Origin of the sequence: Ruegeria sp. (assembly GCF_040830605.1) — a bacterium.
In the GTDB taxonomy this organism is placed as follows: Bacteria; Pseudomonadota; Alphaproteobacteria; order Rhodobacterales; family Rhodobacteraceae; genus Ruegeria.
In genome coordinates this window covers 524,974-547,475 of sequence record NZ_JBFOMD010000003.1, presented here as the reverse complement: position 1 = coordinate 547,475, position 22,502 = coordinate 524,974, and the positions used below count along the sequence as shown (strand labels likewise).

19 protein-coding genes are annotated in these 22,502 nt (G+C 59.3%); 16 read left to right on the top strand and 3 right to left on the bottom strand.

What is annotated here, in order from left to right; all coding sequences use genetic code 11:
* Window positions 1-72 precede the first annotated feature (72 nt).
* The 5 genes from AB3N21_RS06535 to AB3N21_RS06515 all read left to right on the top strand — a co-directional run bounded on the left by AB3N21_RS06535 (window position 73) and on the right by AB3N21_RS06515 (window position 5,292).
* Window positions 73-2,103 (top strand): tripartite tricarboxylate transporter permease, encoded by a 2,031-nt coding sequence (locus AB3N21_RS06535; protein ID WP_367934455.1) that lies wholly within the window; start codon window positions 73-75, stop codon window positions 2,101-2,103.
* The gene (locus tag AB3N21_RS06530) at window positions 2,100-3,200 is read left to right on the top strand and encodes a 4-oxalomesaconate tautomerase (protein WP_367934454.1); all 1,101 of its coding nucleotides are present in this window, start codon (window positions 2,100-2,102) and stop codon (window positions 3,198-3,200) included. The genes AB3N21_RS06535 and AB3N21_RS06530 overlap by 4 nt, the downstream gene beginning before the upstream one ends.
* Window positions 3,197-4,015 (top strand): universal stress protein, encoded by an 819-nt coding sequence (locus AB3N21_RS06525; protein WP_367934453.1) that lies wholly within the window; start codon window positions 3,197-3,199, stop codon window positions 4,013-4,015. Before AB3N21_RS06530 ends, AB3N21_RS06525 begins: the two co-directional genes overlap by 4 nt.
* 66 nt (window positions 4,016-4,081) lie before the next feature.
* Window positions 4,082-4,321: a hypothetical protein gene (locus AB3N21_RS06520; protein ID WP_367934452.1), complete on the top strand. Its 240-nt coding sequence runs from the start codon at window positions 4,082-4,084 to the stop codon at window positions 4,319-4,321.
* Window positions 4,318-5,292: a D-2-hydroxyacid dehydrogenase family protein gene (locus tag AB3N21_RS06515; RefSeq protein WP_367934451.1), complete on the top strand. Its 975-nt coding sequence runs from the start codon at window positions 4,318-4,320 to the stop codon at window positions 5,290-5,292. Before AB3N21_RS06520 ends, AB3N21_RS06515 begins: the two co-directional genes overlap by 4 nt.
* Here AB3N21_RS06515 and AB3N21_RS06510 read toward each other — a convergent pair.
* Window positions 5,289-6,182 carry a LysR family transcriptional regulator gene (locus AB3N21_RS06510; protein ID WP_367934450.1) on the bottom strand — a complete coding sequence of 298 codons (894 nt, stop codon included), beginning with the start codon at window positions 6,180-6,182 and terminating at the stop codon, window positions 5,289-5,291. The two genes, AB3N21_RS06515 and AB3N21_RS06510, sit on opposite strands and share 4 nt — an antisense overlap.
* 80 nt (window positions 6,183-6,262) lie before the next feature.
* Here AB3N21_RS06510 and tcuA point away from each other — a divergent pair, with 80 nt between their 5' ends.
* From tcuA to AB3N21_RS06480, 6 genes are all read left to right on the top strand, one after another.
* Entirely contained in the window at window positions 6,263-7,645 is a 1,383-nt protein-coding gene (gene tcuA, locus AB3N21_RS06505; RefSeq protein WP_367934449.1) for an FAD-dependent tricarballylate dehydrogenase TcuA, read from the top strand.
* Window positions 7,635-8,699: a tricarballylate utilization 4Fe-4S protein TcuB gene (tcuB, locus tag AB3N21_RS06500; protein WP_367934448.1), complete on the top strand. Its 1,065-nt coding sequence runs from the start codon at window positions 7,635-7,637 to the stop codon at window positions 8,697-8,699. The genes tcuA and tcuB overlap by 11 nt, the downstream gene beginning before the upstream one ends.
* Before the next feature lie 135 nt (window positions 8,700-8,834).
* Entirely contained in the window at window positions 8,835-9,065 is a 231-nt protein-coding gene (locus tag AB3N21_RS06495; RefSeq protein WP_367934497.1) for a hypothetical protein, read from the top strand.
* 711 nt (window positions 9,066-9,776) lie between these two features.
* Window positions 9,777-10,106 (top strand): hypothetical protein, encoded by a 330-nt coding sequence (locus AB3N21_RS06490; protein WP_367934447.1) that lies wholly within the window; start codon window positions 9,777-9,779, stop codon window positions 10,104-10,106.
* An 8-nt stretch (window positions 10,107-10,114) separates the two neighbouring features.
* Window positions 10,115-11,758 (top strand): SAM-dependent methyltransferase, encoded by a 1,644-nt coding sequence (locus tag AB3N21_RS06485; RefSeq protein ID WP_367934446.1) that lies wholly within the window; start codon window positions 10,115-10,117, stop codon window positions 11,756-11,758.
* A gap of 690 nt (window positions 11,759-12,448) precedes the next feature.
* The gene (locus tag AB3N21_RS06480) at window positions 12,449-13,360 is read left to right on the top strand and encodes a hypothetical protein (RefSeq protein ID WP_367934445.1); all 912 of its coding nucleotides are present in this window, start codon (window positions 12,449-12,451) and stop codon (window positions 13,358-13,360) included.
* A 170-nt stretch (window positions 13,361-13,530) separates the two neighbouring features.
* Here the strand turns inward: AB3N21_RS06480 and AB3N21_RS06475 are convergent, their stop codons facing one another.
* The gene (locus tag AB3N21_RS06475; protein WP_367934444.1) at window positions 13,531-16,659 is read right to left on the bottom strand and encodes an adenylate/guanylate cyclase domain-containing protein; all 3,129 of its coding nucleotides are present in this window, start codon (window positions 16,657-16,659) and stop codon (window positions 13,531-13,533) included.
* Between the two features lie 620 nt (window positions 16,660-17,279).
* Between AB3N21_RS06475 and dusA the strand changes: the two genes are divergently transcribed.
* The 5 genes from dusA to AB3N21_RS06450 all read left to right on the top strand — a co-directional run bounded on the left by dusA (window position 17,280) and on the right by AB3N21_RS06450 (window position 21,593).
* Window positions 17,280-18,269: a tRNA dihydrouridine(20/20a) synthase DusA gene (gene dusA, locus AB3N21_RS06470; RefSeq protein WP_367934443.1), complete on the top strand. Its 990-nt coding sequence runs from the start codon at window positions 17,280-17,282 to the stop codon at window positions 18,267-18,269.
* Window positions 18,270-18,304: 35 nt separating this feature from the next.
* Window positions 18,305-19,147, top strand: a complete 843-nt coding sequence (locus AB3N21_RS06465) for an aminoglycoside phosphotransferase family protein (RefSeq protein WP_367934442.1) — start codon at window positions 18,305-18,307, stop codon at window positions 19,145-19,147.
* 73 nt (window positions 19,148-19,220) lie between these two features.
* Window positions 19,221-20,048, top strand: coding sequence for a sulfite exporter TauE/SafE family protein (locus AB3N21_RS06460; RefSeq protein ID WP_367934441.1), 828 nt, complete (start codon window positions 19,221-19,223; stop codon window positions 20,046-20,048).
* Window positions 20,042-20,827 (top strand): hypothetical protein, encoded by a 786-nt coding sequence (locus tag AB3N21_RS06455; protein WP_367934440.1) that lies wholly within the window; start codon window positions 20,042-20,044, stop codon window positions 20,825-20,827. The genes AB3N21_RS06460 and AB3N21_RS06455 overlap by 7 nt, the downstream gene beginning before the upstream one ends.
* 49 nt (window positions 20,828-20,876) lie before the next feature.
* Window positions 20,877-21,593 (top strand): STAS/SEC14 domain-containing protein, encoded by a 717-nt coding sequence (locus tag AB3N21_RS06450; RefSeq protein ID WP_367934439.1) that lies wholly within the window; start codon window positions 20,877-20,879, stop codon window positions 21,591-21,593.
* A 132-nt stretch (window positions 21,594-21,725) separates the two neighbouring features.
* Here the strand turns inward: AB3N21_RS06450 and AB3N21_RS06445 are convergent, their stop codons facing one another.
* Window positions 21,726-22,460, bottom strand: coding sequence for a hypothetical protein (locus tag AB3N21_RS06445; protein ID WP_367934438.1), 735 nt, complete (start codon window positions 22,458-22,460; stop codon window positions 21,726-21,728).
* Between the last annotated feature and the right edge of the window lie 42 nt (window positions 22,461-22,502).

The window sequence follows — 22,502 nt, the reverse complement described above, 5'->3', positions numbered from 1 at the left end:
GATCGGCAGTCCCGTGTTGCCGGGGCTGCCATCTTCGAAATTCCTGTTTCTCATTGATTGAAAGCGACTCCCATGGAGATTCTCGCGACCGCTCTTCCTGAGCTCGGCAATGCCTGGGCTTTGATCCTGCAACCCATTGTTCTTGGCTATCTGGTTCTCGGTGTCGTCATGGGCCTTGCCGTTGGCGTGTTTCCCGGGCTTGGCGGCATTGCTGGTCTGTCGCTGCTCTTGCCGTTCATGTTCGGAATGGAGCCCGTCTATGGCCTCGCGCTGATGATCGGTATGGTCGCGGTCGTCCCTACCTCGGACACTTTCGCATCGGTGTTGATGGGCATTCCCGGCAGCTCGGCGTCGCAGGCAACGGTTCTTGACGGGTTCCCCATGGCCAAGAACGGGCAGGCGGCGCGCGCGCTGTCGGCGGCCTTTGCCTCATCGCTGTTCGGCGGTTTGGTCGGTGCCACTTTCCTCACGGTTTTCATACTGATCGCGCGCCCCATCGTGCTGGCCTTTGGTCTGCCCGAGATGCTGATGATCACCATTCTGGGCCTGTCGATGGTGGCCGTTCTTGCGGGCCGCATCGCGCTTAAGGGTATGGCGGCCGCGGGCCTGGGCATGATGATCGGCACAATTGGCGAGGCCGACGCGGGCGGTAGCCTGCGCATGGCCACCTATGACATTCCCTATCTGACCGACGGGCTGAAACTGGTCATCGTGGGTCTGGGCATTTTCGCGGTGCCGGAAATCGTCTCGTTGCTGCGTCAGGACCGGTCCATCGCCAAGGGGGCATCGCTGGGGGCCGGATGGTTTGACGGCATTCGAGATTGGTTTGCGAATATCTGGCTTTCGGTTCGCTGCTCGGTCATCGGTGTGGCAGTGGGTGTGATCCCTGGGCTTGGTGGCTCGGTGGTCGATTGGATCGCTTACGGCCATTCGGTCCAGACCACAAAGGACAAGTCCGGTTTCGGCAAGGGTGAGGTGCGCGGCATCATCGGGCCCGAAAGCTCGAACAACGCCAAGGAAGGTGGCGGGCTGGTGCCGACCCTGCTGTTCGGCATTCCCGGCTCCGGTTCGATGGCGATCTTCATTGGTGCCGTAGCGCTGCTTGGGTCCGGCGATATCGAGGTTGGCCCCGGCATGCTCAAGGACAATCTGGACATCACCTATTCCATCGTCTGGCTACTGGCGCTGGCAAATGTGGTGGGCACCATTCTCTGCATAGCCGCCTCGGGCGGGATTGCAAAACTCACCACGATCCGCTTCACTTATCTTGCCCCGTTCTTGTTCATGCTGATCAGCTTTGCGGCCTTTCAGTCGGGGCAAAATTTCGAGGATCTGCTGGCGCTCTTCACCATAGGTTTGATCGGTATTTTCTTGCGCCGCTTCGACTGGTCGCGCCCGGCTTTTCTGATCGGTTTCGTGCTGTCGAACCCGGTTGAAAAATTCACCAATCAGGCGTTCCAGATCGCCTCCTTCCGGTTCCGCAAGAGTTTCGAGGAAGGCATGGACTACATTTTCAGCCCGATTGTGATCGTGCTGATCGTCGTGACCGTGGTTTCGGTTGTACTCGGCATCCGTCAGGCCAAGACAATCATGGCCGAGGGTGACGTGCAATCAGGTTCCAAACGCGCGCCGTTGATCTTCCTCCTGGCGATCATGGCCTATCTGATCGTGGCGCTGATCAATGCCGGCATGATCCCTGACTACAACATGACCGACAAGATCATTCCGCTGGTTATTGGGGGCTTCTCGCTGGCCTGCTGCGTGATCCTGCTGGTGCAGATGATGCGTCGGTCCGAGGGTGATGTGATCTTTGCGGACAAGGAAGTTGCGGGCGAAGATGCGGATGCGCCCTACGGGCTGTGGCCGACGCTGGCCTGGTTCGTTGGGTTGATCGCCGCCACCTGGGTCGTGGGTTTCATCCTTGCGCTGATCGGGTTTCTGATCACCTTCTTCCGTGTGCGCGCGGGTGCTGACTGGCGGATGACGCTGATCCTCACGGCGGCGGGCATCGGGTTCATGTGCCTGATGGCGGGCGCACTCAACCGTGATTTTCCGCCCGGTTTGCTGCAAGGCGCGGTTGACTTGCCGTGGCCGCTGAAATGACCCAGACGGCCATCCCATATCTGTTCATGCGCGGCGGCACATCGCGAGGCCCGTATTTCCGGCGCGGTGATCTGCCCGAAGATCGGGATCAACTGGCGCAGGTACTCCTCTCCGCCCTGGGCTCGGGCCACCCGCTGAACATTGACGGGATCGGGGGCGGCACGGCGGTCACCACCAAGGTCGCCATGCTATCGGAAAGCGGCGATGACTGGGCGGATGTCGACTATTTCTTTGCGCAGGTTTCGGTTGAGGATCGCCTAGTCGATTTCAAGCCAACCTGCGGCAACATTCTGTCGGGTGTCGGACCGGCGGCGCTTGAGATGGGGCTGGTGCAACCGCAGGGAAACGCAACCGAAATCCGGATCCGCGCGGTGAATACCGGGGCCAGGGTTCTGGCGAAAGTGCAGACACCCGACGGCCGCCTGACCTATGATGGCGCGACCGAGATCGCTGGCGTGCCCGGACAGGCCGCGCCCGTCAGGCTGAATTTCATGGGTGTTGTCGGCGCGGCCACCGGCGCGTTCCTGCCCACGGGAAACCTGCGCGATACTGTCGACGGGATCGAACTGACCTGCATGGATGTCGCCATGCCCATGGCCATAGCCCGTGCCGAGGCCTTCGGTCTGACCGGCTATGAAAGCGCCGATGACCTCGACGGAAACAGCGCTTTCCTTGATCGAATGGAGTCGGTTCGCGTCAAGGCTGGGGCGTTGATGGGCATGGGCGATGTCTCGAAGTCCGTCACGCCAAAATTTGGCCTGCTGGCGCCGCCGCGGAACGGCGGAACCATCGCGACGCGCTATTTCATGCCGTGGAACACACATCCCTCGATGGCGGTGACAGGCGCGCAATGCCTTGCGTCTTGCGCGTTGACACCGGGTTCGGTTGCTGACGGGCTTTTGGTGCGCCCAGAGGTCAGCCCCGCGCAGGTCGTTCTGGAACATGCTAGCGGAACGATCGAAGTCATGGTCGATTTTTCGACGGAGGGCGGATTCAGCCTGAATAATGCCGGCCTGGTGCGCACCGCGCGCAAGCTGGCCGACGGACATGTCTACATTCCCCGTTCGGTCTGGGCGGGGCCGGAGGATACCCCATGAGCGTTCGGAACATTCTTGTCGCCTTCAACGGGTCGGAAAGCGCGCTGTCCGCGTTGAAATACGCGGCCGCACTGGCTGGGGGCACCGCGCATGTGACTGCCCTGCTGGCCTATTCGACGCACGAAACGGTCGACAGCCGGGCCGCGTGGGTGCCCGTCAAGGCGCGGGAAATCATCGCAGAGGCGAATGCGGAGATCCTGGCCGAGGTCGAGGGCCGCTTTGATACCGCACGCGCCGCGCTCGGATTGGGCAGCAGGCTGCACTTTCAACGCGCGCCGGGGCGGGTGGATATGGTTCTGTCTCAAGCGGCGCGCAACTACGACCTGCTAGTGGTTGGACAAGACCTGTCGGAAGAAGTCGATACCCATGTGATCTTGCACCCGGATCGCATCGCGCTGCTCAGCGGCAGACCGGTTCTGATCATACCCGAGGGCTACAAAGCTGAGGCTGCCCGCCAACATGCCGTTGTTGCGTGGGATGGCGGACGCGCCGCAGCGCGGGCGCTTTCCGACGGTCTTAGCCTGCTGGAAGGGCAGGGCCGGGTTACGGTTTTGACGGTGGGCCAGACTGTTGAGTCCCTGCCTGTATCTGACGTTGTTCGGCATCTCGAACGGCATGACGTCGTTGCCACCCACGAGCAGATTGCGGCCGACCCCGGCATTGCGCGGGCTCTTCTGGCCTATTGCCGGGCGCAGACCCCAAGCTTGCTGATCATGGGGGCCTACGAGCATTCGAAGTTCCGCGAGGATTTCTTGGGTGGAGTCACGGCCCGCGTACTGCGTGATACGCCTGTTCCAGTTCTGCTCTCGCATTAGACCGACCAGCACGGCTTGAATCAGTCAACCTCATTTGGTATACATCGGTATACAATGGAGGGCATTATGACTAACGACTATTCTGAATGCCTCGACATCGCCAGGCAGGAACTGCGTCTTGCGCGCCATGCGCTTCGCGACGAGATACTGAACTATCCCACACCGATTGCGGGCTGCGATGAGCAGTTCAATCATCTGCTGATGCAGAGCCAACGGGTGCGCAACGCCCTGGATGCGCTGGACGCCCAGCTGTTTGTGCCGACCCCACGCAAGCTGGACCCAGAGCGCGGCATCGAAAGCCGATGAAAGTTCATATCCTCGATGACTGGTTTGACACGCTGAGGCATCTCCCCTGCTTCGCCCGGCTTGATGCGCATGAGGTGACGGTCTGGACGGATCATGCCGAGGATACCGAAACACTCGTCGAGCGGTTGGCTGACGCCGAGGTGCTGGTGCTATTTCGGGAACGCACGCAGATCACCCGCACCCTGCTTGAGCGGTTACCCAATCTCAGGCTGATCAGCCAGCGCAGCGTCTATCCGCATGTGGATGCGCCCGCCTGCACCGATCACGGCGTGCTGCTGTGTTCCAACATGCATGCCGGCACGCCATCATACGCGGCGGCGGAACTGACCTGGGCGCTGATAATGGCGGGGATGCGTGATCTGCCGCGACAAATGGCATCCGTCAAGGCAGGGCACTGGCAGGCCGGCGTCGGCAAAACGCTGCGCGGTCGACGTTTGGGCCTCTACGGGTATGGCAGGATCGCAAAGGCGGTAGCGGGTTATGCCGAGGCCTTCGGAATGGAGGTCGTCTGGTGGTCCTCGGAGGATGGACGTGCGCGGGCTGTCGAGGACGGGGTGCAGGTTGCACCAAGCCGCGAGGCATTCTTTGCGGACTGTGATGTCATCTCGCTGCATGTGCGTTTGAAACCCGCCACACGCGGGATCATCACTGCGCAGGACTTTGCCTCAATGCGCTCGGGTGCTCTTTTCGTGAACACTTCGCGCGCGGGGCTGATCGCGCCGGGGGCGCTGCTAGAGGCCCTGAATGGGGGCCGCCCCGGCAAGGCCGCTATCGACGTATTCGACGGCGAACCCCTGACCGATCCGGCTGATCCGCTGCTGGCCCACCCCAATCTCATAGCAACGCCACATATCGGCTTCGTCACCGAGGATGAGTACGATCTGCAATTCGCCGATATCTTTGATCAGGTGAATGCCTTTGACCAAGGCGCGCCGATCCACATGATCAATCCCGAGGTCTGGTCCGGCTAGACCGCTGTCCGGACCGTCTTTTTCAGAGCGGCAACCGTCACAGAGTCCCTTTGTCCGATGCGTGACAACAACCCGATTGGACGCATGATCTCGGGTTCCTCCAGCGCGCAAACGGCGACTTCCGCAGAACCGACGGCCGAACGCGGAATCGGTGCCAGGCCGATCCCGCTTGCGACCAGATCAAGCGCGGTGGTCGAGCGTCCCGCTTCAAAGCTCCAGCGCAGGGGCAGCCGGGCTTTGGCCATCGCCTCGTCGATCAGCAGCCTGTTACCGGTACCCCGGGCGGGAAGGATCAGAGGGACATCTGTCAGCGCGCGCCATTGCACCCTGCTGCGGCTTGCCAAATCATGGTCTTTCGGCACCGCAAGCACCATCGGGTCGTCAAAGAGCGGCTCGAACACGGTTTGCGGGTCGGTCAGCGGGATCGAGCAAAGACCAAAATCCGCCTCGCCTCCGGCCACCGCCTCGGCCACTTCATTTGCCGAGCCATCCATCAGACGGAGGCGCGCGGTGTGGCCCGCAGCGCGAAAGGCCCGCAACGCCGGGATGACGATCCGCCCAAGCACTGTGGGGATTGTCGCCAGCGTCACCACCGCGCCTCGCTGATGCGCAAAGGTCACGCTTTCGTCACGCATGGCGCGCGCGGTCTCGTGCGCGTCGTCCAGAATGGCTTCGGCCCGGGCCTGCAGCCGCTTTGCTGCAAGCGTGGGTTTCACCGCGCGGGTCGTGCGTTCGAACAGCACCGAATCCAGCGCCAGTTCCAGCTTGCGGACACGCCGGGTCACTGCCGATTGCGACAGGTTTAGACGCTCGGCGGCAGCGTGAAAGGACCCGGTTTCCTTCACGGCCAGAAATGCCTCGAGATCTCCGAAATCGTAATTGATGCGCATTCTGCATTAATCCCGGAAAAACCGGCATTGGTCAAATCAATCTGCAGGTAGTAGGCACGATCCAAGCAAGGATACGACCCATGAGCACATATGACATCGCGGTGATTGGAGGCGGCAACGCCGCCCTGTGCGCGGCCATCACAGCCGCCGAGGCGGGCGCCCGTGTCCTGATCCTTGAAACCGCGCCGAAACCGTATCGTGGCGGCAATTCCCGTCATACCCGCAATTTCCGCTGCGCTCATAACGGCCCGCTTGGGCCGCTGGTCGAGTCCTACGGTGAAGATGAGTATCTGGATGACCTGCTGAAGGTCACGGATGGGAACACCGACGAACAACTGGCCCGACTTGCCATCCGCAGCTCCGAGGACTGCCTGCCCTGGATGGAGGCGCATGGCGTGCGGTTTCAGCCTTCGCTTTCAGGCACGCTTTCGCTCGCGCGCACAAATGCGTTCTTCATGGGCGGCGGGAAATCCCTTGTGAACGCCTACTACCGGACCGCCGAGACGCTGGGGGTCGACGTGCTCTACGAAGCGCATGTGACGCATCTTGAGCTGAGCGGCGACAGGATCGCAGGTGTCGAATACTCCCATCAGGGCAAGGATCACCGTATCGAACCAACCGCCGTCATCGTCGCTTCGGGTGGGTTTCAGGCGGACACCGACTGGCTTGCTCGTGCCTGGGGACCGGCAGCGAAGAACTTCCTGATCCGCGGAACGCCCTACAATCGCGGCGTGGTTCTGGCCGACCTGCTGGAGCAGGGTGTCGAGAGTGTCGGCGACCCGACCCAATGCCACGCCGTCGCCATCGACGGGCGCGCGCCGAAATTCGATGGCGGCATCGTTACCCGGCTCGACTGCGTGCCCTTCTCGATTGTCGTCAACAAGAATGCCGAACGGTTCTATGACGAGGGCGAGGATGTCTGGCCCAAACGCTATGCGATTTGGGGTCGGCTGGTTGCCGCCCAGCCAGATCAGGTCGCCTACGCGATCATCGACAGCAAATCGCTGAACCTGTTCATGCCGTCGGTGTTTCCACCCCTCAAGGCTGACACGCTGGAAGAACTTGCCACCAAAATGGAGCTGCCCGCAGCCCGTCTGCGTCATACGGTGGAAACGTTCAACGCAGCTTGCGGCGACACCTCGGCATTTCACCCGACCGAGCTGGACGGGGTCGCCACGTCCGGCCTGACCCCGCCAAAAACCAATTGGGCCCGTCCGATCAGCGACCCGCCTTTCTACGGTTATTCGCTGCGCACCGGGGTGACTTTCACCTATCTGGGCTTGACGGTTGATGAAACGGCGCGCTGCTCCAGCCCGACAGGCCCAATCCGAAACCTCTGGGCCGCAGGCGAAACGATGGCTGGCTCAATCCTGGGCCAGGGCTATCTGGCCGGGTTCGGCATGACGATCGGAACCGTCTTCGGGCGTATCGCGGGACGGGAGGCTGCGTCTTATGCAAACTGATCTAATCGCAGAAGCCAGACGTCAGGCCGAGATCTGCAACGCGTGCCGGTATTGCGAAGGCTATTGTTCGGTGTTCCCGGCGCTCCACAGCCAGCGCGCGTTTGCGGATTGCGATATCACGCAACTGGCCAATCTCTGCCACAACTGCCGGGGTTGCTATTATGCCTGCCAATATACCGCCCCTCATGAGTTTGACCTGAACTTTCCGAAAGCGCTCGCCGAGGTTCGCCGCGACAGTTGGGAAGGCCTTGCCTGGCCTCAGCCGCTTGCAAGACGGTTCCACACCCACGGCGGCGCCATCGCGCTGGCACTGGTTGCTGGCTTTGCATTCATGTTCCTCGCGATCCGGGCGCTTGGCTCAGCCGGTGGCGTGGGCTTCTTTGCAGTGATGTCTCACGGGGCAATGGTTGCCCTCTTCGCCCCGGCTTTCCTGTTTCCGCTGCTCAGCCTGGCCATCAGCCTGCGCAGATATTGGCAAAGCGTTGGTGGACGGCCCATTACTATTGCTGATCTGAAGGCCGCTTTTGGCCGCGCCGCGCGCATGACCGATCTGGCGGCAGGCCATGGCGAGGGTTGCAATTTCGAGGATGAGGACCGCTTCTCTCAAGCACGCCGCTACGCCCATCAGGCCATCATGTACGGCTTCCTCCTATGTTTCGCCGCGACGTGCGCTGGCACCGTTCTCCACTATGTCTTCAACAACCCCGCACCGTATCCATTTTGGTCTGTGCCCAAGCTGCTGGGTGTGCCGGGCGGAGTGATGTTGACGCTGGGATGCGCGTGGATGGCCTGGCTGAAGCTTCAGTCCGACCGCACACTTGGCGACCCGCAGGCGTGGAGAGGCGATATAGGTTTCATTCTGCTTTTGGGTTTCACGGGGCTCAGCGGGCTCTTGCTCTACGTCCTTGGAACAACAGCGTGGATGCCAGTGTTGCTCTCAGTCCACTTGGGGGCGGTGCTGACATTCTTTTTGCTTACCCCCTTCACCAAGATGACCCATGGCTTTTACCGAATAGTGGCGTTGCTCGCCGATGCACAAAGACATCGGAAATAACGCGACAAGGGAGCGTCGGTGATGCGAACCACAATGCCATCGTCGGGTGCGTACACATGAGCCTGAGCCAGTCGTCTAGTTCCATCTTGGGAAGATGAACTCCTAGCCCATCAGCCGAGTTCCAAGGGTGTTGATCTGGACAAGATGGCGGCCGAGATTTTCGGTAAGAAGACCGGGCTTTCGGGTGGCCGTGGCGGGCACATGCATATCTTCGATGCGGATGTGAACGTTGCCTGTTGCGGCATCATCGCCCAGGGCATGGGTCCGGCGGTTGGCGCCGCCCTTTCGCGCAAGATGCGGGGCAAGCCCGGCGTCGCAGTGGCCTTGCTTTTTGAGGGTGCGGTGAACCACAGCGCCTGGCACTAGAGTCCCTCGACGACCTTAACCTGCGGGAGCCCTGCAACAAAGCTGCTTCAACTGCCCGGTGTTGTCCGTTGGGTCACGCGGGCGTTGCAATGGCGTTCTCGATGGACCCTCACGCCCTTGTTTTGGCGATCAGGATGGTCGCTCTATAATGGGCCTTGAGTTAAGTGGTGTCCGGTGCCCAGCAGACATTGTGCACAACGTCCTAAGAGGGGATCACCGCAGCCTTCTCATCGGTGTGTTCTGCCGCGAACCTTGTCATCATCTGAGCCAAGACATTTTTTTGCTCCTGCGCTTGCAATGGTTTTGCAGGAGCTTGTGCGGCCCATACTCTTTCGGTGCACCCCGCCAGCGCAGCCCACTGTGATTTCCGAAAATAATGCTCGATAAAGCATGCACGTCATTAACCCGTGACTTGCGATGAGACTTCTGGTGCAAGGCTCGAGACGCGCCTTCTATGCTTGCGTCGGCCAGAAAAGATCGCCCATATCACTGCTTGGGTTTTGAAAAATGAATCTCGACTACCTTCCAAAATTAAAGGGCCTGATTCCAGACTGGGCCTGAGTCAGGTGGCCAGTTCGGGGCCCCCGATTTGACAGTCGAAGCCTGCCCGATGACCTGTGCCCAAAGGCAATGCCCACAGGTCGCTTACCTGTTTTGGAACATTGTGTTAGATTGCGAACTGTTTATGGGGTGCCATGTCTAGGAGGTACAATGGCTGAAGATTTAGGGAGGCGTATAGCCGCGCTGGAAAAGCGCTTGGATGCAATCGTCAAAGATCAGAACAAGGTGAACCAAAAGACGTATGATAACGTCATGGGGACCATTCAGGCCCAGAACAAGGTGAACCAGAAGGCATATGACCACATTACCAAGCTGGAAAAGCGTCTGGATGCCATCGTCAAGGACCAAAACAAGGTGAACCAGAAGACCTATGACAATGTCATGGGGACCATTCAGGCCCAAAACAAGGTCAATCAGAAAGCATACGACCACATCACTCAGCTTGAAAAACGTTTTGCGAAACTAGAGAAAAAGCGCTGAGTCATCATATGCGTGGGGTCAAATCCGCCTGCCCGGACAAGATACTTGCCCGGGGCGCTGAGCGTGGAGTTGCCGTGGAGCCGTTCGGGCCGATTTGGGACAGTGCCCGGCTGAAATTTGGGCGCGCGGCCTGGTCGCAATCCGGTCTCGAACCATTCCTGACCTACGATGTGCCTTACACCGGAACCTCCTCGGGCCGCTTATCCGAGGATGCGGTGGACATTTTTCTAAGCACCGCTTCGTCTGCCGGGCCGTTGAGAATACTTGAACTGGGTGCAGGCTCTGGGGTGTTTGCCAAGCTGTTCCTTGACAGGCTTCTGGATCTGGACCCGGCCGTTTACGCGCGCACAACTTATGTGGTTTCAGATGGGTCTGAAACGGTGTTAAGCGCGATGTCGCAGCATCGAATACTTAATGCGCATCTGGATCGGATCGAAACGCGCGTTCTGGATGTTGTGACCGATCCGCTTGGCGAGGCGGAATTTGACGCAATTTTGGGCACTTACATACTGGATAGCTTGCCCTTTGACCTTTTAGCCGTGAACGATCAGCAAACCTGGCGCAAGGAAGTTCGCAGTGTGGTTGAGGGCGACGACGTTCACCATGCAGATCAGCTTAGGGCCGATCTGATCGCGGGAAGCTCCGAAAAACTAAGAGAATGGGCGTGGATTGCGCCGCGTCTTGGATTGCAAACCCGACACGTGCCCATCGACCGGGCTCAGTTGGATTTTGGAGACAGCCTTCCCCGCGATACGAGAAATCAAACCATACCATTCGTGCACTGTCAGGGTGCGCTGGCCTGCCTTGATGCCTGTCGAAGAGCTTTGCGCCAAAACGGCGTCGCAGTGTTCAGCGATTACGGGCATCTTACCTTTCTGCCCAAGTATGAATTCCTTGAGTTCCAGGTGTTTGGTTCATCAATTGCAGTTGGCGTAAATTTTGAACAGATGTCGGCGGCCGCCGAAGGTTGGCCGGACGCGGTTCTTTACCGACCGTCCGAAGAGGAAGGCAATCTCCATACACGTGTCTTGCAACGTGCACATGAGCCTGACAGCGTGTTGCAGGGTTTGGTTGATGGTCTGTATGGAGCTGCGACATACCACACGCAAAACGATCCGCTCACAAGGGCGCGCGCGATGCTGGAATCCCGGTACTTTGAAAGTGCCCGTGCGCATTACCGAGAGGCGCTTTCCGTCCAGCCGCGCAATTGGGCGATCATGGAAGAAGTGGCCTCGGCATTCATGATGATGACCGAGGACTACGGCGCGGCAGTGGAAATGGCAGATATGGGTCTCGCCTTAAATCCCGTCGCACCGGGTTTGTGGCGTGTAAAAGGTGAGGCTCTGCTTGCATTGGCGCGCGCCAACGATGCGCGGGGCGCTTTGGAACAACTCGCAGATCTTGCGCCCACCCTTCCTTCGACCTGGCGGGTAATAGCGGAGCTTGAGTTGGTCGAAAGTAGATACGCGGAGGCCCTGGATGCAGTCGCGACCGGTTTCAAGTCTGACAAGGCCTGCGAAGAACAAGAAGAATTGTTGAGTATTCAGGGCCGGGTCTTGGCGGCGCTTGCCAGCCAAGAGCACAAGGTTCTAACGGCCCGAGCCAATCAGATGCGCGCACTTGATAACCTGCCGGAGTCTTCGACCGAATGAGACAGCGAGGAATGTTGCTGTTCCCGCAAGGCACTGAGTGGTTCTCTGTACGTCGTTGTGTTTCTTAGTGAATCCCTGCCGATCTAAGCATCTTTGACCGATGTGATTGGGTGTTGTTTGAGCAGTTCAATTTCTCCTCCCGGCTTGATGTAGTTTGTCCAAACGGCAGACTAATCTACCCGTTTTTGATGCCGTGGTCTTGACCCTCGCTGACACCCGAAAAGCCCGCCAATGAGATCGGGGCATCGGAATCGTAGCGAGCCGGTATCACGTTGCAGCTGGCGCGCTGACCATGAACTGAAGAGTTCAACCGATAGGCGTCAACCGAAAGGCGCGGCAGAAAACAGGGCGGGTAAAAACTACATAGCCGCCCTCTGGCAGGTCGGTCTGCTTGCGCAAAACCGTTTGGTTTAAGGGGTCTTGTTGTTGAGCTGTGGTGGCAAATCTGTTCCAGAGTGAAATATTCTCTGAAATGTGATATGGCTATTCCTGTGGGTGACTTTGGAGCAATAACACTCGAGCAGCCAAAGGTGTTATTCGCGAATCGGCCAATGGACGCACTTGAGAATAGTAATTGAGCTGCAGGCGAACAAAAAATGACTGATTTGAGGCGGAGTGATTAAAACGCCGTCCGCCTTACACCCTTTGTGAAGGCCGTGAAAGCGGCACATTTTGAAATGGAGAAACGCTATGCAAGTATTTTCGATGACGCGTGGTGACTACTCATCTTTTTTCACCCAACTTTTGTTTTTGCCCTTGTTTGCAGTTTATGCGACCGTCGCCTACGGCAAGTCGGAAGATGTCGTGACTGTGCCGAAAGTGAGCTACAGCTACGCCCATGAGAATGCGGCGGGCCAGCTTGTGAAACGCGAATTCGATGTGGTTGCGCTGTCCAGAGCCCTAACAGGCCTTGGTTTCGACACGAAATCATGGACGCGCCTGGAGCCTGAAACAATTGATGCCCTGAAGAGTAATCCGTTGACGCAACCCCTTGGGCTAGGCTTGGAGCAAGGGGGAATGCCGGCTGTCGCCGCGACCGTTATCCTCAACGTATCGACAATCGGCGCTGAGGAATGCGCGAAACTCAGCATGGTTCCGTATAAAACGCCGATACTCGGCAGAAGTTCGATGCACGCAATACAAAATACCGTGAGTCCGGTGAACTATGACGGCCTCGGCCGCGGGCAATTCGATATTTGGACAACAAAGTTTGTGCTTTGCCGAGATGATATGACCAATGAAATTTCGGGCATCCCAATCAATATACGGTGGGTGTTCAATATAAACGGTAACAGTCTCAAAACAACAAGAGCAGACCCAAATGGACCACCTCTGAAAGGGCCAAACGGAGGAGACTACAGGCAGAATTTCCATGCCAGGGGGCTGGGAATTCAAATGGTGTTGTTGCAGATCAATGGTGTTGCGCGGCCGAAGGGAGATCCTGTCTACAAAATTTCCGCGGACTCCTGTATCGACATCTGGTTCGTGGATTATGTCGATGACTTCGACATCTCGGTCCCGGCATCCATTCCAAATTTTGGTGTCTTTTGTGCAGGTGGATCTTGCAAGGACAAACCGCCATGGCTGGATGCGACTCAGTGACCTCGTTGCTGCACGCGCAGATCAATGTCGCATGGTACTGTTCATAAGACCGTTCGTTACCGCAATGTGTGGGGGCATAACTGCATCCCTGGCCATATGAAGCAGTGCGGCTTGTCACTGAAAATTTACATCCCTAGCCCGGTGAGGCGAATGTAATGCAGGGATAACGCTCACGTCTTTTGGGCCTGCAGATTCTGCAAGGCTGCCTCTACCCGATCGGTGATGGGGACCTGATAGCGGACAGTGAGTGTATTTTCGTCCTGACGCACCTGTTTGATGGCAAGCAGACCCCGTTCAAAGTCGGCAGTCATAAGGTAGGTGTCCGCGAGTAAGGTGCGGGCATATGGCAGGATTTGCGTTGAACCGGTTTCAAGGTAGTCCTCAATTGCCTGCCGCAAGTGCGCCGTTCCTGCTGCATGTTCGCCCTGGCGCGCGCGCGCCCAGCCGCGCAATATGCCGCCCCAGGCGTGCCAGTATTGGAACTTGCGTTTGTCGCTGATGTTCGCAGCCTCCTGCACAAGTTCGAGAAGCGCGGTGCTGTCGTCCAAAATCTGATATGCTGCGGCCAGTATGTTCAGGCCATAACAGCGCGAGAATTCGTGCGGTTCGGCCCGGATGTTCGCCAGAGCGGCGTCAAGTTCTGCCCGGACTTCCGGCGTGTCGCCCTCAGCGAGTGTGCGGGCCCAACAGCGCATCGAAACATCGACCATGCGGACATCCGCGGCGTGATACCTCAATATGTCCTTCTGTGACCCATGGGGCCGCAATGACAGCGCGCGGTCGAATGCCGCAATCGACGCGTTCAAATTGCCCAACATGAAATCGCACATCCCGGTATCGTGCGCAGCGATGGTCAGCATCGTCGGGTCGTTTTCCTGATCGGCAAGCGTGTTCATGTCTTCGCAAAGCCCCCGCGCGCTTTTCGGTTGCCCCAGCATGATCTGCGCGCCGTATTGCACGTGAAGCGCCAGAAACGAATCCTTGATATCCGCGTCGGTCTTTCTGAGCAGGTCGTGCATCCGCCGAAAGTTTTTGATCACCTGTTTCGATCCAAATGCCTGAGTGTTGAGCGCGACGTTGAACATCTTGCGCAATGAAATCTCCTGGGTTCTTCGCTCGTGTGGATCTTCAATTTTTTCGTTTTCGCCAAGGGCTGAATTGAGGTGTTGTATCGTCTCCTCCGTTGCAGATCGGCTGGTTGAGATTTTAGCGGCGTCCCGCCAGCAATCCCGGGCATTGGCCGGCATTCCCGCGAGGGAATAATGCTGAGCCAGAAGCTCTGGATGATCTTTTACGTAGCTTACAAAGCTGCCTGCCATTACTTCAGCGATGCGGCGATGTAAGTTGCGCGCACGGCTCGGCAGCATCAGTTCGTAAGCCGCGTCACGGATCAGCGAATGACGAAACGAATACACGCGGTTCGCCTTGCTGCCATGCGGCACCAGGATTTGCTCGTCGACCATTCGATCAATGGCCATCTGTGTATCGAAATGGGCGTCGTCGACAACCGCTTGCAACATTGCGACCGAGATATTGTTGCCAATGGCGGCGCAGATCGGCAGCAGCCTGCGCGCCGAGTCGATTTTGTCGATAGTCGCCTGCAGCAGCTCTTTCAGCGTCGATGGGAGTGTCAGCGGACCGCCCGACTTGTCCGGTAACCGGAATGTATACCGGTCGCGAACATGGCGCGCCATTTCTTCCACAAAAAGCGGAACCCCGTCAGTTTTGGATATGATCTGCGTTTCGATCTCGGGCACTATTTTGCCCTGCTCGAGAAGATTATCCAGCATTTCGCGCATGTGTTTTTCGTCGAAACGGGACAGGGTCAGCGACATCACCCCTGCGAGACCGGTCCAGCGTGCCCTGTAGGTAGGTCGAAATGTGCAAACGATGAGAACCCGCGTCGATTTAAGCCGCTCTATCAGGAGATCAACGATTTCTTCAGTCGATGGGTCGATCCAGTGTATATCCTCGATCAGCAAAAGTACCGGCCGCTGGTTGGTCAGCGCAAGGATAACTCTTATGAGCGTTTCCTGGACTCGTTCCTTCAGTTGGTCGGGTGACACGTCGTCAGGGTTGCGCTCAGTCGGAGTGACTGGAACAGACAGCAATCTTGCCAATACATCGACCGTGATTTCCCCGTTGAGCGACCAGCCGGAGACAAATTTCCGGAGTTTGGAGAGTTTCGTCGCGGGAGCGTCGGAGCGGCTGATTCTCGCTAGACTACTGATGAGCGAAATGACAGGATAGTATGAACTGGCCTCGTGGTTGGGCAGGCACTGAAAGCCAAGGCGCAGGGAATTGTGGGTAATCTGTTTTTCTGCAATCGCCTCGACAAGCCGCGATTTGCCGATGCCGGCTTCGCCCGACAGCATTACAGCGCGACCTTCGCCACGCTTTGCTAGCTTCCATTGGCTTTCGAGCAGCTGTAGCTCGTCTTTGCGGTCGACCAATGGCGTTTTTCGACCGGACTGCCGCGCCTGGAAACGCAAGCGATTGCTATCAAACGTGACGACTTGCCAAATGCCGACCTCGTCTTGAAATCCTTTCAAAGCGTGATGTCCCATCCACTGGCAGGTAATGTTTTCACCAATCAATTGCTTGGTTGAATCGCTGATAGCCACGGTGCCAGGATCGGCGACCGCCTGGACGCGGGCCGCCAGGTTCGGCACGTCGCCAAGGGCCAAGCTGCCGTGAGACGCGTTTTCATCGACGACCACGTCACCAGAGGAAATGCCGATGCGGACCTGCAACCTCTGCCCGTCTTTGAGCCTGAGTTGCGAAACGGCCCTGCAGATCTCCAGCCCCGCGAAAACGGCGCGCTCTGCGTCGTTCTCCTCAACTCTGGGATAGCCAAAATAGCAGACCAGGCCGTCACCAATCAAATTTGCGACGTGCCCGTGCCTGGCCCGAATGATCTCCTGACAACAGTCCTGATAAACATGGAGCGCATCCTTGTAGTCTTCCAGGTTCAAAGCAGTGGACAGCTGAGTCGAACCAACTAGGTCGACGAACATCAGTGTGAGTTGTCGGCGCTCAGAAACATCGCCGTTGGAATATGCGCTGGTGCGATGAGGCTTGGCCTCAGCCAAGGGCGCGTCGGGACCAGTTTGTCGCAACTGCCGTAAGTCGTTAATTGCGCGCAGCATGCGTTTTCGGTCACCTAAGTTGAGACCAAGCTCAATCAGATCGGGCTCGCTGAGTTCAGTGATGATTTCCAGATCAATAGAATTGGCCGCCAACTTGTCATGGTGCGCCTCAAGCGAAACACTTTCCAGCCAAGCCCTGAAACCAACCAATTCAATTCCCTTTCCTTGGGCTCAATCTGGTTTCAGCATAGCATAAATCGATTGACGATTTGGCGGATAGATTGAAAACACCTGCACTGGCCGGCTTTGTTGGAAAAACTGTGATCTGTGCCTTTTTCAGGTTGTTTTCCAGTGCTCCAGGCGGAGCACCTTGCTTTGCACGCATCTTGCAGCAGGTAATTAGCTTCTGGGAACCGACATGCCCGGTGCTTGTCCTGCCCGGATTGCACGTCAAGTTAGTGAGCACTGCGGCCTTGCTGCGACGCGATGGTTTTCCCCCCGTGTAAATATCGGCTATATGCAAATCGATGAGTTTGCCAAAGGCCTTGATGCGTGGGAAGGCTTGTTCGGTGCCAGCTACGGGTTTGCCCGGATCTCAGCCTAGTGCTCCCTGCGATGGGCATCGTTGCGGCGGAGGAACGTCTCGCACGAGTTACCCTTTCGTCTGATCCGCCCGGAGGTTACGCACCGGAAGAAAGCATGGCGATGGTAGTCCTTTTTTTTTTGCGCGCTGTCTGTGTAAGGAGTCTTTAGATGAAGCAAATTTTGGGACATCTGGACATACCCCAACGTAGCGATAATCGCCGCCAACAGTTTGAAGATACACAAAAATGCAAATAAATCAACATGTTAGACTTTCCGTGGCCCCGATGATGGACTGGACCGACCGCCACTGCCGCTATCTGCATCGGCTGCTCAGCCGCCAGACCCTTCTCTATACCGAGATGGTCACCGCTCCTGCGCTGGTGCGGGGCGGGGCGTTGCATCTGCTTGATCACGACCCGGTGGAGCATCCGGTTGCGTTGCAACTGGGCGGGTCGGATCCGGAGGAACTGGCCAAGGCCGCGCGGCTCGGGGAAGAGGCGGGGTATGATGAGATCAACATCAATTGCGGCTGCCCGTCGGACCGGGTGCAGTCCGGCACGTTCGGTGCGGTGCTGATGAAGGACCCCGCCCGCGTCGCCGACTGTGTGGCGGCAATGCGCGATGCGGTTGACGTAGAAGTTACCGTCAAGTGCCGCATTGGTGTGGACGACCAGGATCCTGAGATTGTTCTGCCCGACTTCCTGGCCCGCATTGCTGACGCCGGATGCGAGCGCGTCACGATCCATGCACGCAAGGCGTGGCTGCAGGGGCTCAGCCCGAAAGAGAACCGGGACATTCCGCCGCTGGACTATGACCGCGTACACCGGATGAAGCGGCAATTCCCGAACCTGCATATCTCGATCAATGGCGGCATCGCTTCGCTGGCCGAGGCGCGCAAGCATCTCGATGCCGGGCTGGACGGTGTGATGATCGGCCGCGCCGCCTATCATCAGCCCGCCAATATTCTCTGCGCTGCCGATCCCGAGATCTATGGTATTGGACAGGCCACCGATCCCCCGACCGTGGTGCGCCGGATGCTGCCGTATATCGACGCGCATCTGACGGCGGGCGGGCGTTTGCACCAGATCACCCGGCACATGCTGGGTCTGTTTGCAGGTCGCCCCGGGGCGCGGGCGTGGCGCCGGGCGCTGTCCGAGAGCGCGGTGCGCGACGGTGCGGGCCCCGAACTGGTCGAGGCCGCGCTGGCGCAGGTGTCCGCCACCGTCGCGGCCTGATGGCGGGCAGGGATCGGGTACAGGTAAGTCTCAAATTGGCGCAGCAGCTGGTGGCTGCGCAGTTTCCGCAATTTGCGGACCTTGGAATCACTCCGATCCAGCCGGGTGGATGGGACAATTGCAGCTTTCGCCTCGGGCACGACTACACCCTGCGGATGCCGACTGCCTCGCGCTATGCCGTGCAGGTTGCCAAGGAACAGTACTGGCTGCCCCGGCTGGCACCGCATTTGCCTCTGCCAATCCCTGAACCGGTCGCGATGGGCAAGCCGGGCGAGGGCTATCCGCATCCCTGGTCCATCCTGCGGTGGATCGAGGGGCAGGACGCATCTCACGGCGATGTTGCCTGGCACACAACACTGGCGCGTGATCTCGCTGGGTTCCTCTCTGCGCTGCACCGTGTGCCCGCTGATGGCGGCCCGCCTGCGGGAGGTCATGACTTTCACCGAGGCGGTGCGCTTGCCGTCTACGACGGCGAAACGCAGGCTGCGCTGAACCACCTCCAAGGCGATAGACAACGCACGTGCGCCGAGGCGGTATGGGCCCGGGCGCTTACTTCGCAATGGCCGCACCCGCCCGTCTGGGTGCATGGCGACATCGCGCCCGACAACCTGTTGATGCACGAGGGACGGCTTTCCGCAGTGCTGGATTTCGGCCAATGCGGCATCGGCGATCCGGCCTGCGATCTGACCATCGCTTGGACCGCTTTCCGCGGCCCCGCGCGGGCGGTGTTTCTGGACACAGTCGGCTTGGACAATGACACCCTGAACCGGGCACGGGGATGGGGGCTGTGGAAGGCTCTGATCTCACTCGACAACCCAGATGCGCAGGTGGTGGCCCGGGCGCAAGTTGCGCTGGCCGAACTCCTGAAAGATGCGTGAAGCACAAGCCCCGGTCTTGCAGTCGGGCCGCGAACTCACTTACCACTACCCAAATATCAGACCGGAGCGCTAAATGACCCCCGATCCTGTAATGCTGGCCCAGATGCTGGGCCTCCTGTTGGTGATCGGCGCCTTTGCCGGGGTTCTGGCCGGGTTGCTGGGCGTGGGCGGAGGCATCGTGCTGGTGCCCGCGTTTTTCTATGCCTTTCAAAGCCTTGGCTATGGCGGCTCACAACTGATGCAGATGTGCCTGGCGACCTCGCTGGCCACCATCATCGTCACCTCGCTGCGGTCGGTGCTGAGCCACAACAAGAAAGGCGCAGTCGACTGGACCATCCTGCGCGGCTGGGGGCCGGGTATCGCCATCGGCGCGGTGCTGGGCGTGCTGGTGGCCTCGGCTCTGCGCTCCGAGGCGCTGCAGGCGCTCTTTGGCATACTGGGCATCGTCATCGGCGCCTATCTGGGCCTCGGCCGCGCTGAATGGCGACTGGGCGAGGCGATGCCGAGCGGTGCGCGCCGCGGCGTTTTGTCGCCGCTGGTGGGGTTCATGTCGGTGCTGATGGGTATCGGTGGCGGTAGTTTCGGGGTGCCGCTGATGAGCCTCTACAACACCCCCATCCACCGCGCCGTGGCCACCGCCGCCGGGTTCGGGGTGATCATCGCGGTGCCGTCGGTTCTGGGCTTTCTGTTTCTCGAAATCGCACCGGAACACCGACCTCCGCTGACCGTCGGCGCGGTCAATCTGGTGACCTTCTGCGTGGTCATCGCGATGACCATGATCACCACGCCCTGGGGGGTGAAACTGGCCCATGCGATGGACCCCAAACCGCTCAAGCGGGTGTTTGCGGTGTTCCTGACGCTGGTGGCCCTCAACATGCTGCGTAAGGCCTTGGGATGGTAGAGGATTTCCTGACACGCGGCTGGATCAAGTTTCCCCACGATCCGCAGGTGGTCGAATGGGTCACACACGCGCTGCCCGCCGCGAGCGCCTCGGTCGATGATCCCGCCCATGCCCAGTGGCACGATTGCGAGGGGACGTGGTTCATCGGCGTTGATGCGCTAGACAACGATCCGCAGGGCAGGGTGGGCGGCTCGGGTCCGCTTGCCGGGCAGGCAATGGAGTTCATTGCCGCGCATCTCGGGACGCATCCGTTGCACAAGGGGCAGGTCTCGGTGATTTACCCCGGCTACCCCCGTCCCCGCGCGGGCGAGGGCGACGCTGCCGCCCGCTACCGCGCCCGCCGGGACGCGGCGCATGTGGACGGTCTTAAACCTGCAGGCCCGGACCGCCGCCGCCGAGTGGACGAACCGCATGCCTGGATTCTCGGCCTGCCGCTGACCGAGGCCAGCGCGGACGCCGCACCCATGGTGGTGTGGGAGGGCAGCCACCACATTCTGGGCGCCGCCTTTGCCGAAGTGCTCTCGGGGCTTCCGCCTGATCAGATGGCTCTGGCCGATGTCACCGAGATCTATCAGACCGCCCGCCGCCGCGTCTTTGACACTTGTAAGCGCGTCGAACTGCCCGCCCGCCCGGGTGAGGCGTACCTGCTGCATCGCCACTGCCTGCACGGCGTCGCACCTTGGGCCGACACCGCCACCGCCGGGTCCGATGGTCGGATGATCGCCTATTTTCGCCCTGAATCTCCTGGGGGCGTGACAGCCTGGATCGAAACCCCGTAACCTCCGGCCAGTGTCGCGAGTATCAGGGTTGAAAAGCATGATTACCATTATGAAACAAATGGATGGGGCGCTGATCGAGGCCGAGCTTTCCGGAGAGATCACCAGCGCCGATTACACCGAAACCCTTGTGCCCGCCGTCGAAAACGCACTGGCCGCGCATGACCGCATCCGCCTGCTGGTCATCATGGGGCAGGAGTTCAGGGGCTATGATCTGAGCGCCGCCTGGGCCGACACGCGGCTGGGCCTCGACCACTGGCGTGGCTTTGACCGCATCGCCGTGGTGGCCGATCAGAAATGGGTGCAGATCGGAGTGCGTCTGGCCGCCCCGATCCTGCCCTGTCCGGTGCAGGTTTTCGAGCTGGCCGAGGTTGAAACCGCCCGCCGCTGGCTACGCGAGTCGCTAGGAGCGGTGCATATGATCGATCTGGGCGGGCCCTGCCTACAGGTGCGGCTCATGGGCAAGCTCGACCCCGAAGTGATTGCCCAGGCCGAGGCAGACTTGGACGCGCATATCCGTGAACGCGATGGGTTCCGCCTGCTGCTCGACCTCACCGAGTTCGACGGCTGGCAAGGGCTCTCGGCGCTGGGTGCGCATTTCAGTCTGGTGCGCGAACGTGCTGGCATCCCTGAACGGGTCGCGGTGGCGGGCGACAAGGGCTGGCAACACATGGCGCAACGGGTGGCGTCACGGTTCCTGAACGCCCGGACCCACTATTTCGAAAGTGCCGACATCGAAGGCGCCAAGGCCTGGCTCATGGCCTCGTAGAAAGCGCGAGCAGCACCGGCAGACATTTTGCGTATTTGGGGCAAGAAGAAGCGGGCAGGTGCTTTTCTCTTCCCGGTTCCTCTTGCCACGGATGGGGGCTTTTAAGCGCGGCATGGCGGGCCGCTCCGCCGTCTAGAACAGCTTCTTGAAGAACGCCTTGGCGTCTTCCATCACAAACTTCAGTTTCTTGTCGCAAGCCTTTTTCAGCGCCGCCTTTGCATAGACCTGATCGCGCTTCACGTCTTTTTCGTGTGCCTGCGCGGTGGCTTTCAGCTTTCTATAGGCATTTGCAACGGCCCTCGGGTGCTTTTCGATACCGGCCTTCATGATTTGCAGGATTTCGCTGCCGGCGGCGGTCTGCGCCTCGGGGATGGCCACGAACACCGCCTTGAGCGCGATCATGGTGCCGTCGATGATCTGGTTCATCAGTGTGAAGTTCTTGATGTTCAGATCGCATTTAGTCGTGACCAGCTTCATGTAAGACATCCGCTCGCGCAGCTCGTACTCGTATTTCTGCAGCAGCTTGATGTAGATCGTCAGTTCCTTCTCAAAACCCGGGCTGTTCGGTCCCTTGGACTTGGCAATCTTCTCCATCCGCTTGCGCGCTTCCGACGTTGGATCGGGGATGGGCGGAAACCCCTCTTTTGCCGCGGCCAGCACCTCGGTCTGGGTTTTGGAGAAGAAATCCTTGAGTGGTTTGTACTTGTCCTTGGCCAAGCCGAGGATTTTCTTGGCCTCGGACAGGTTCTTTGGGTTTTTCTTGGCAAAGGCCTTGACCTTGCGCAGGCCGTCCACGACATCCTGCGCTCCGGTGAGGTATTTATATGCAGTGGCAAGCGTTTCCAATCTGGACAATGCGTCGGGCATGGTGTGCCTCCGGGCGGAAATAAATATGTGGCCCCGAGCGGG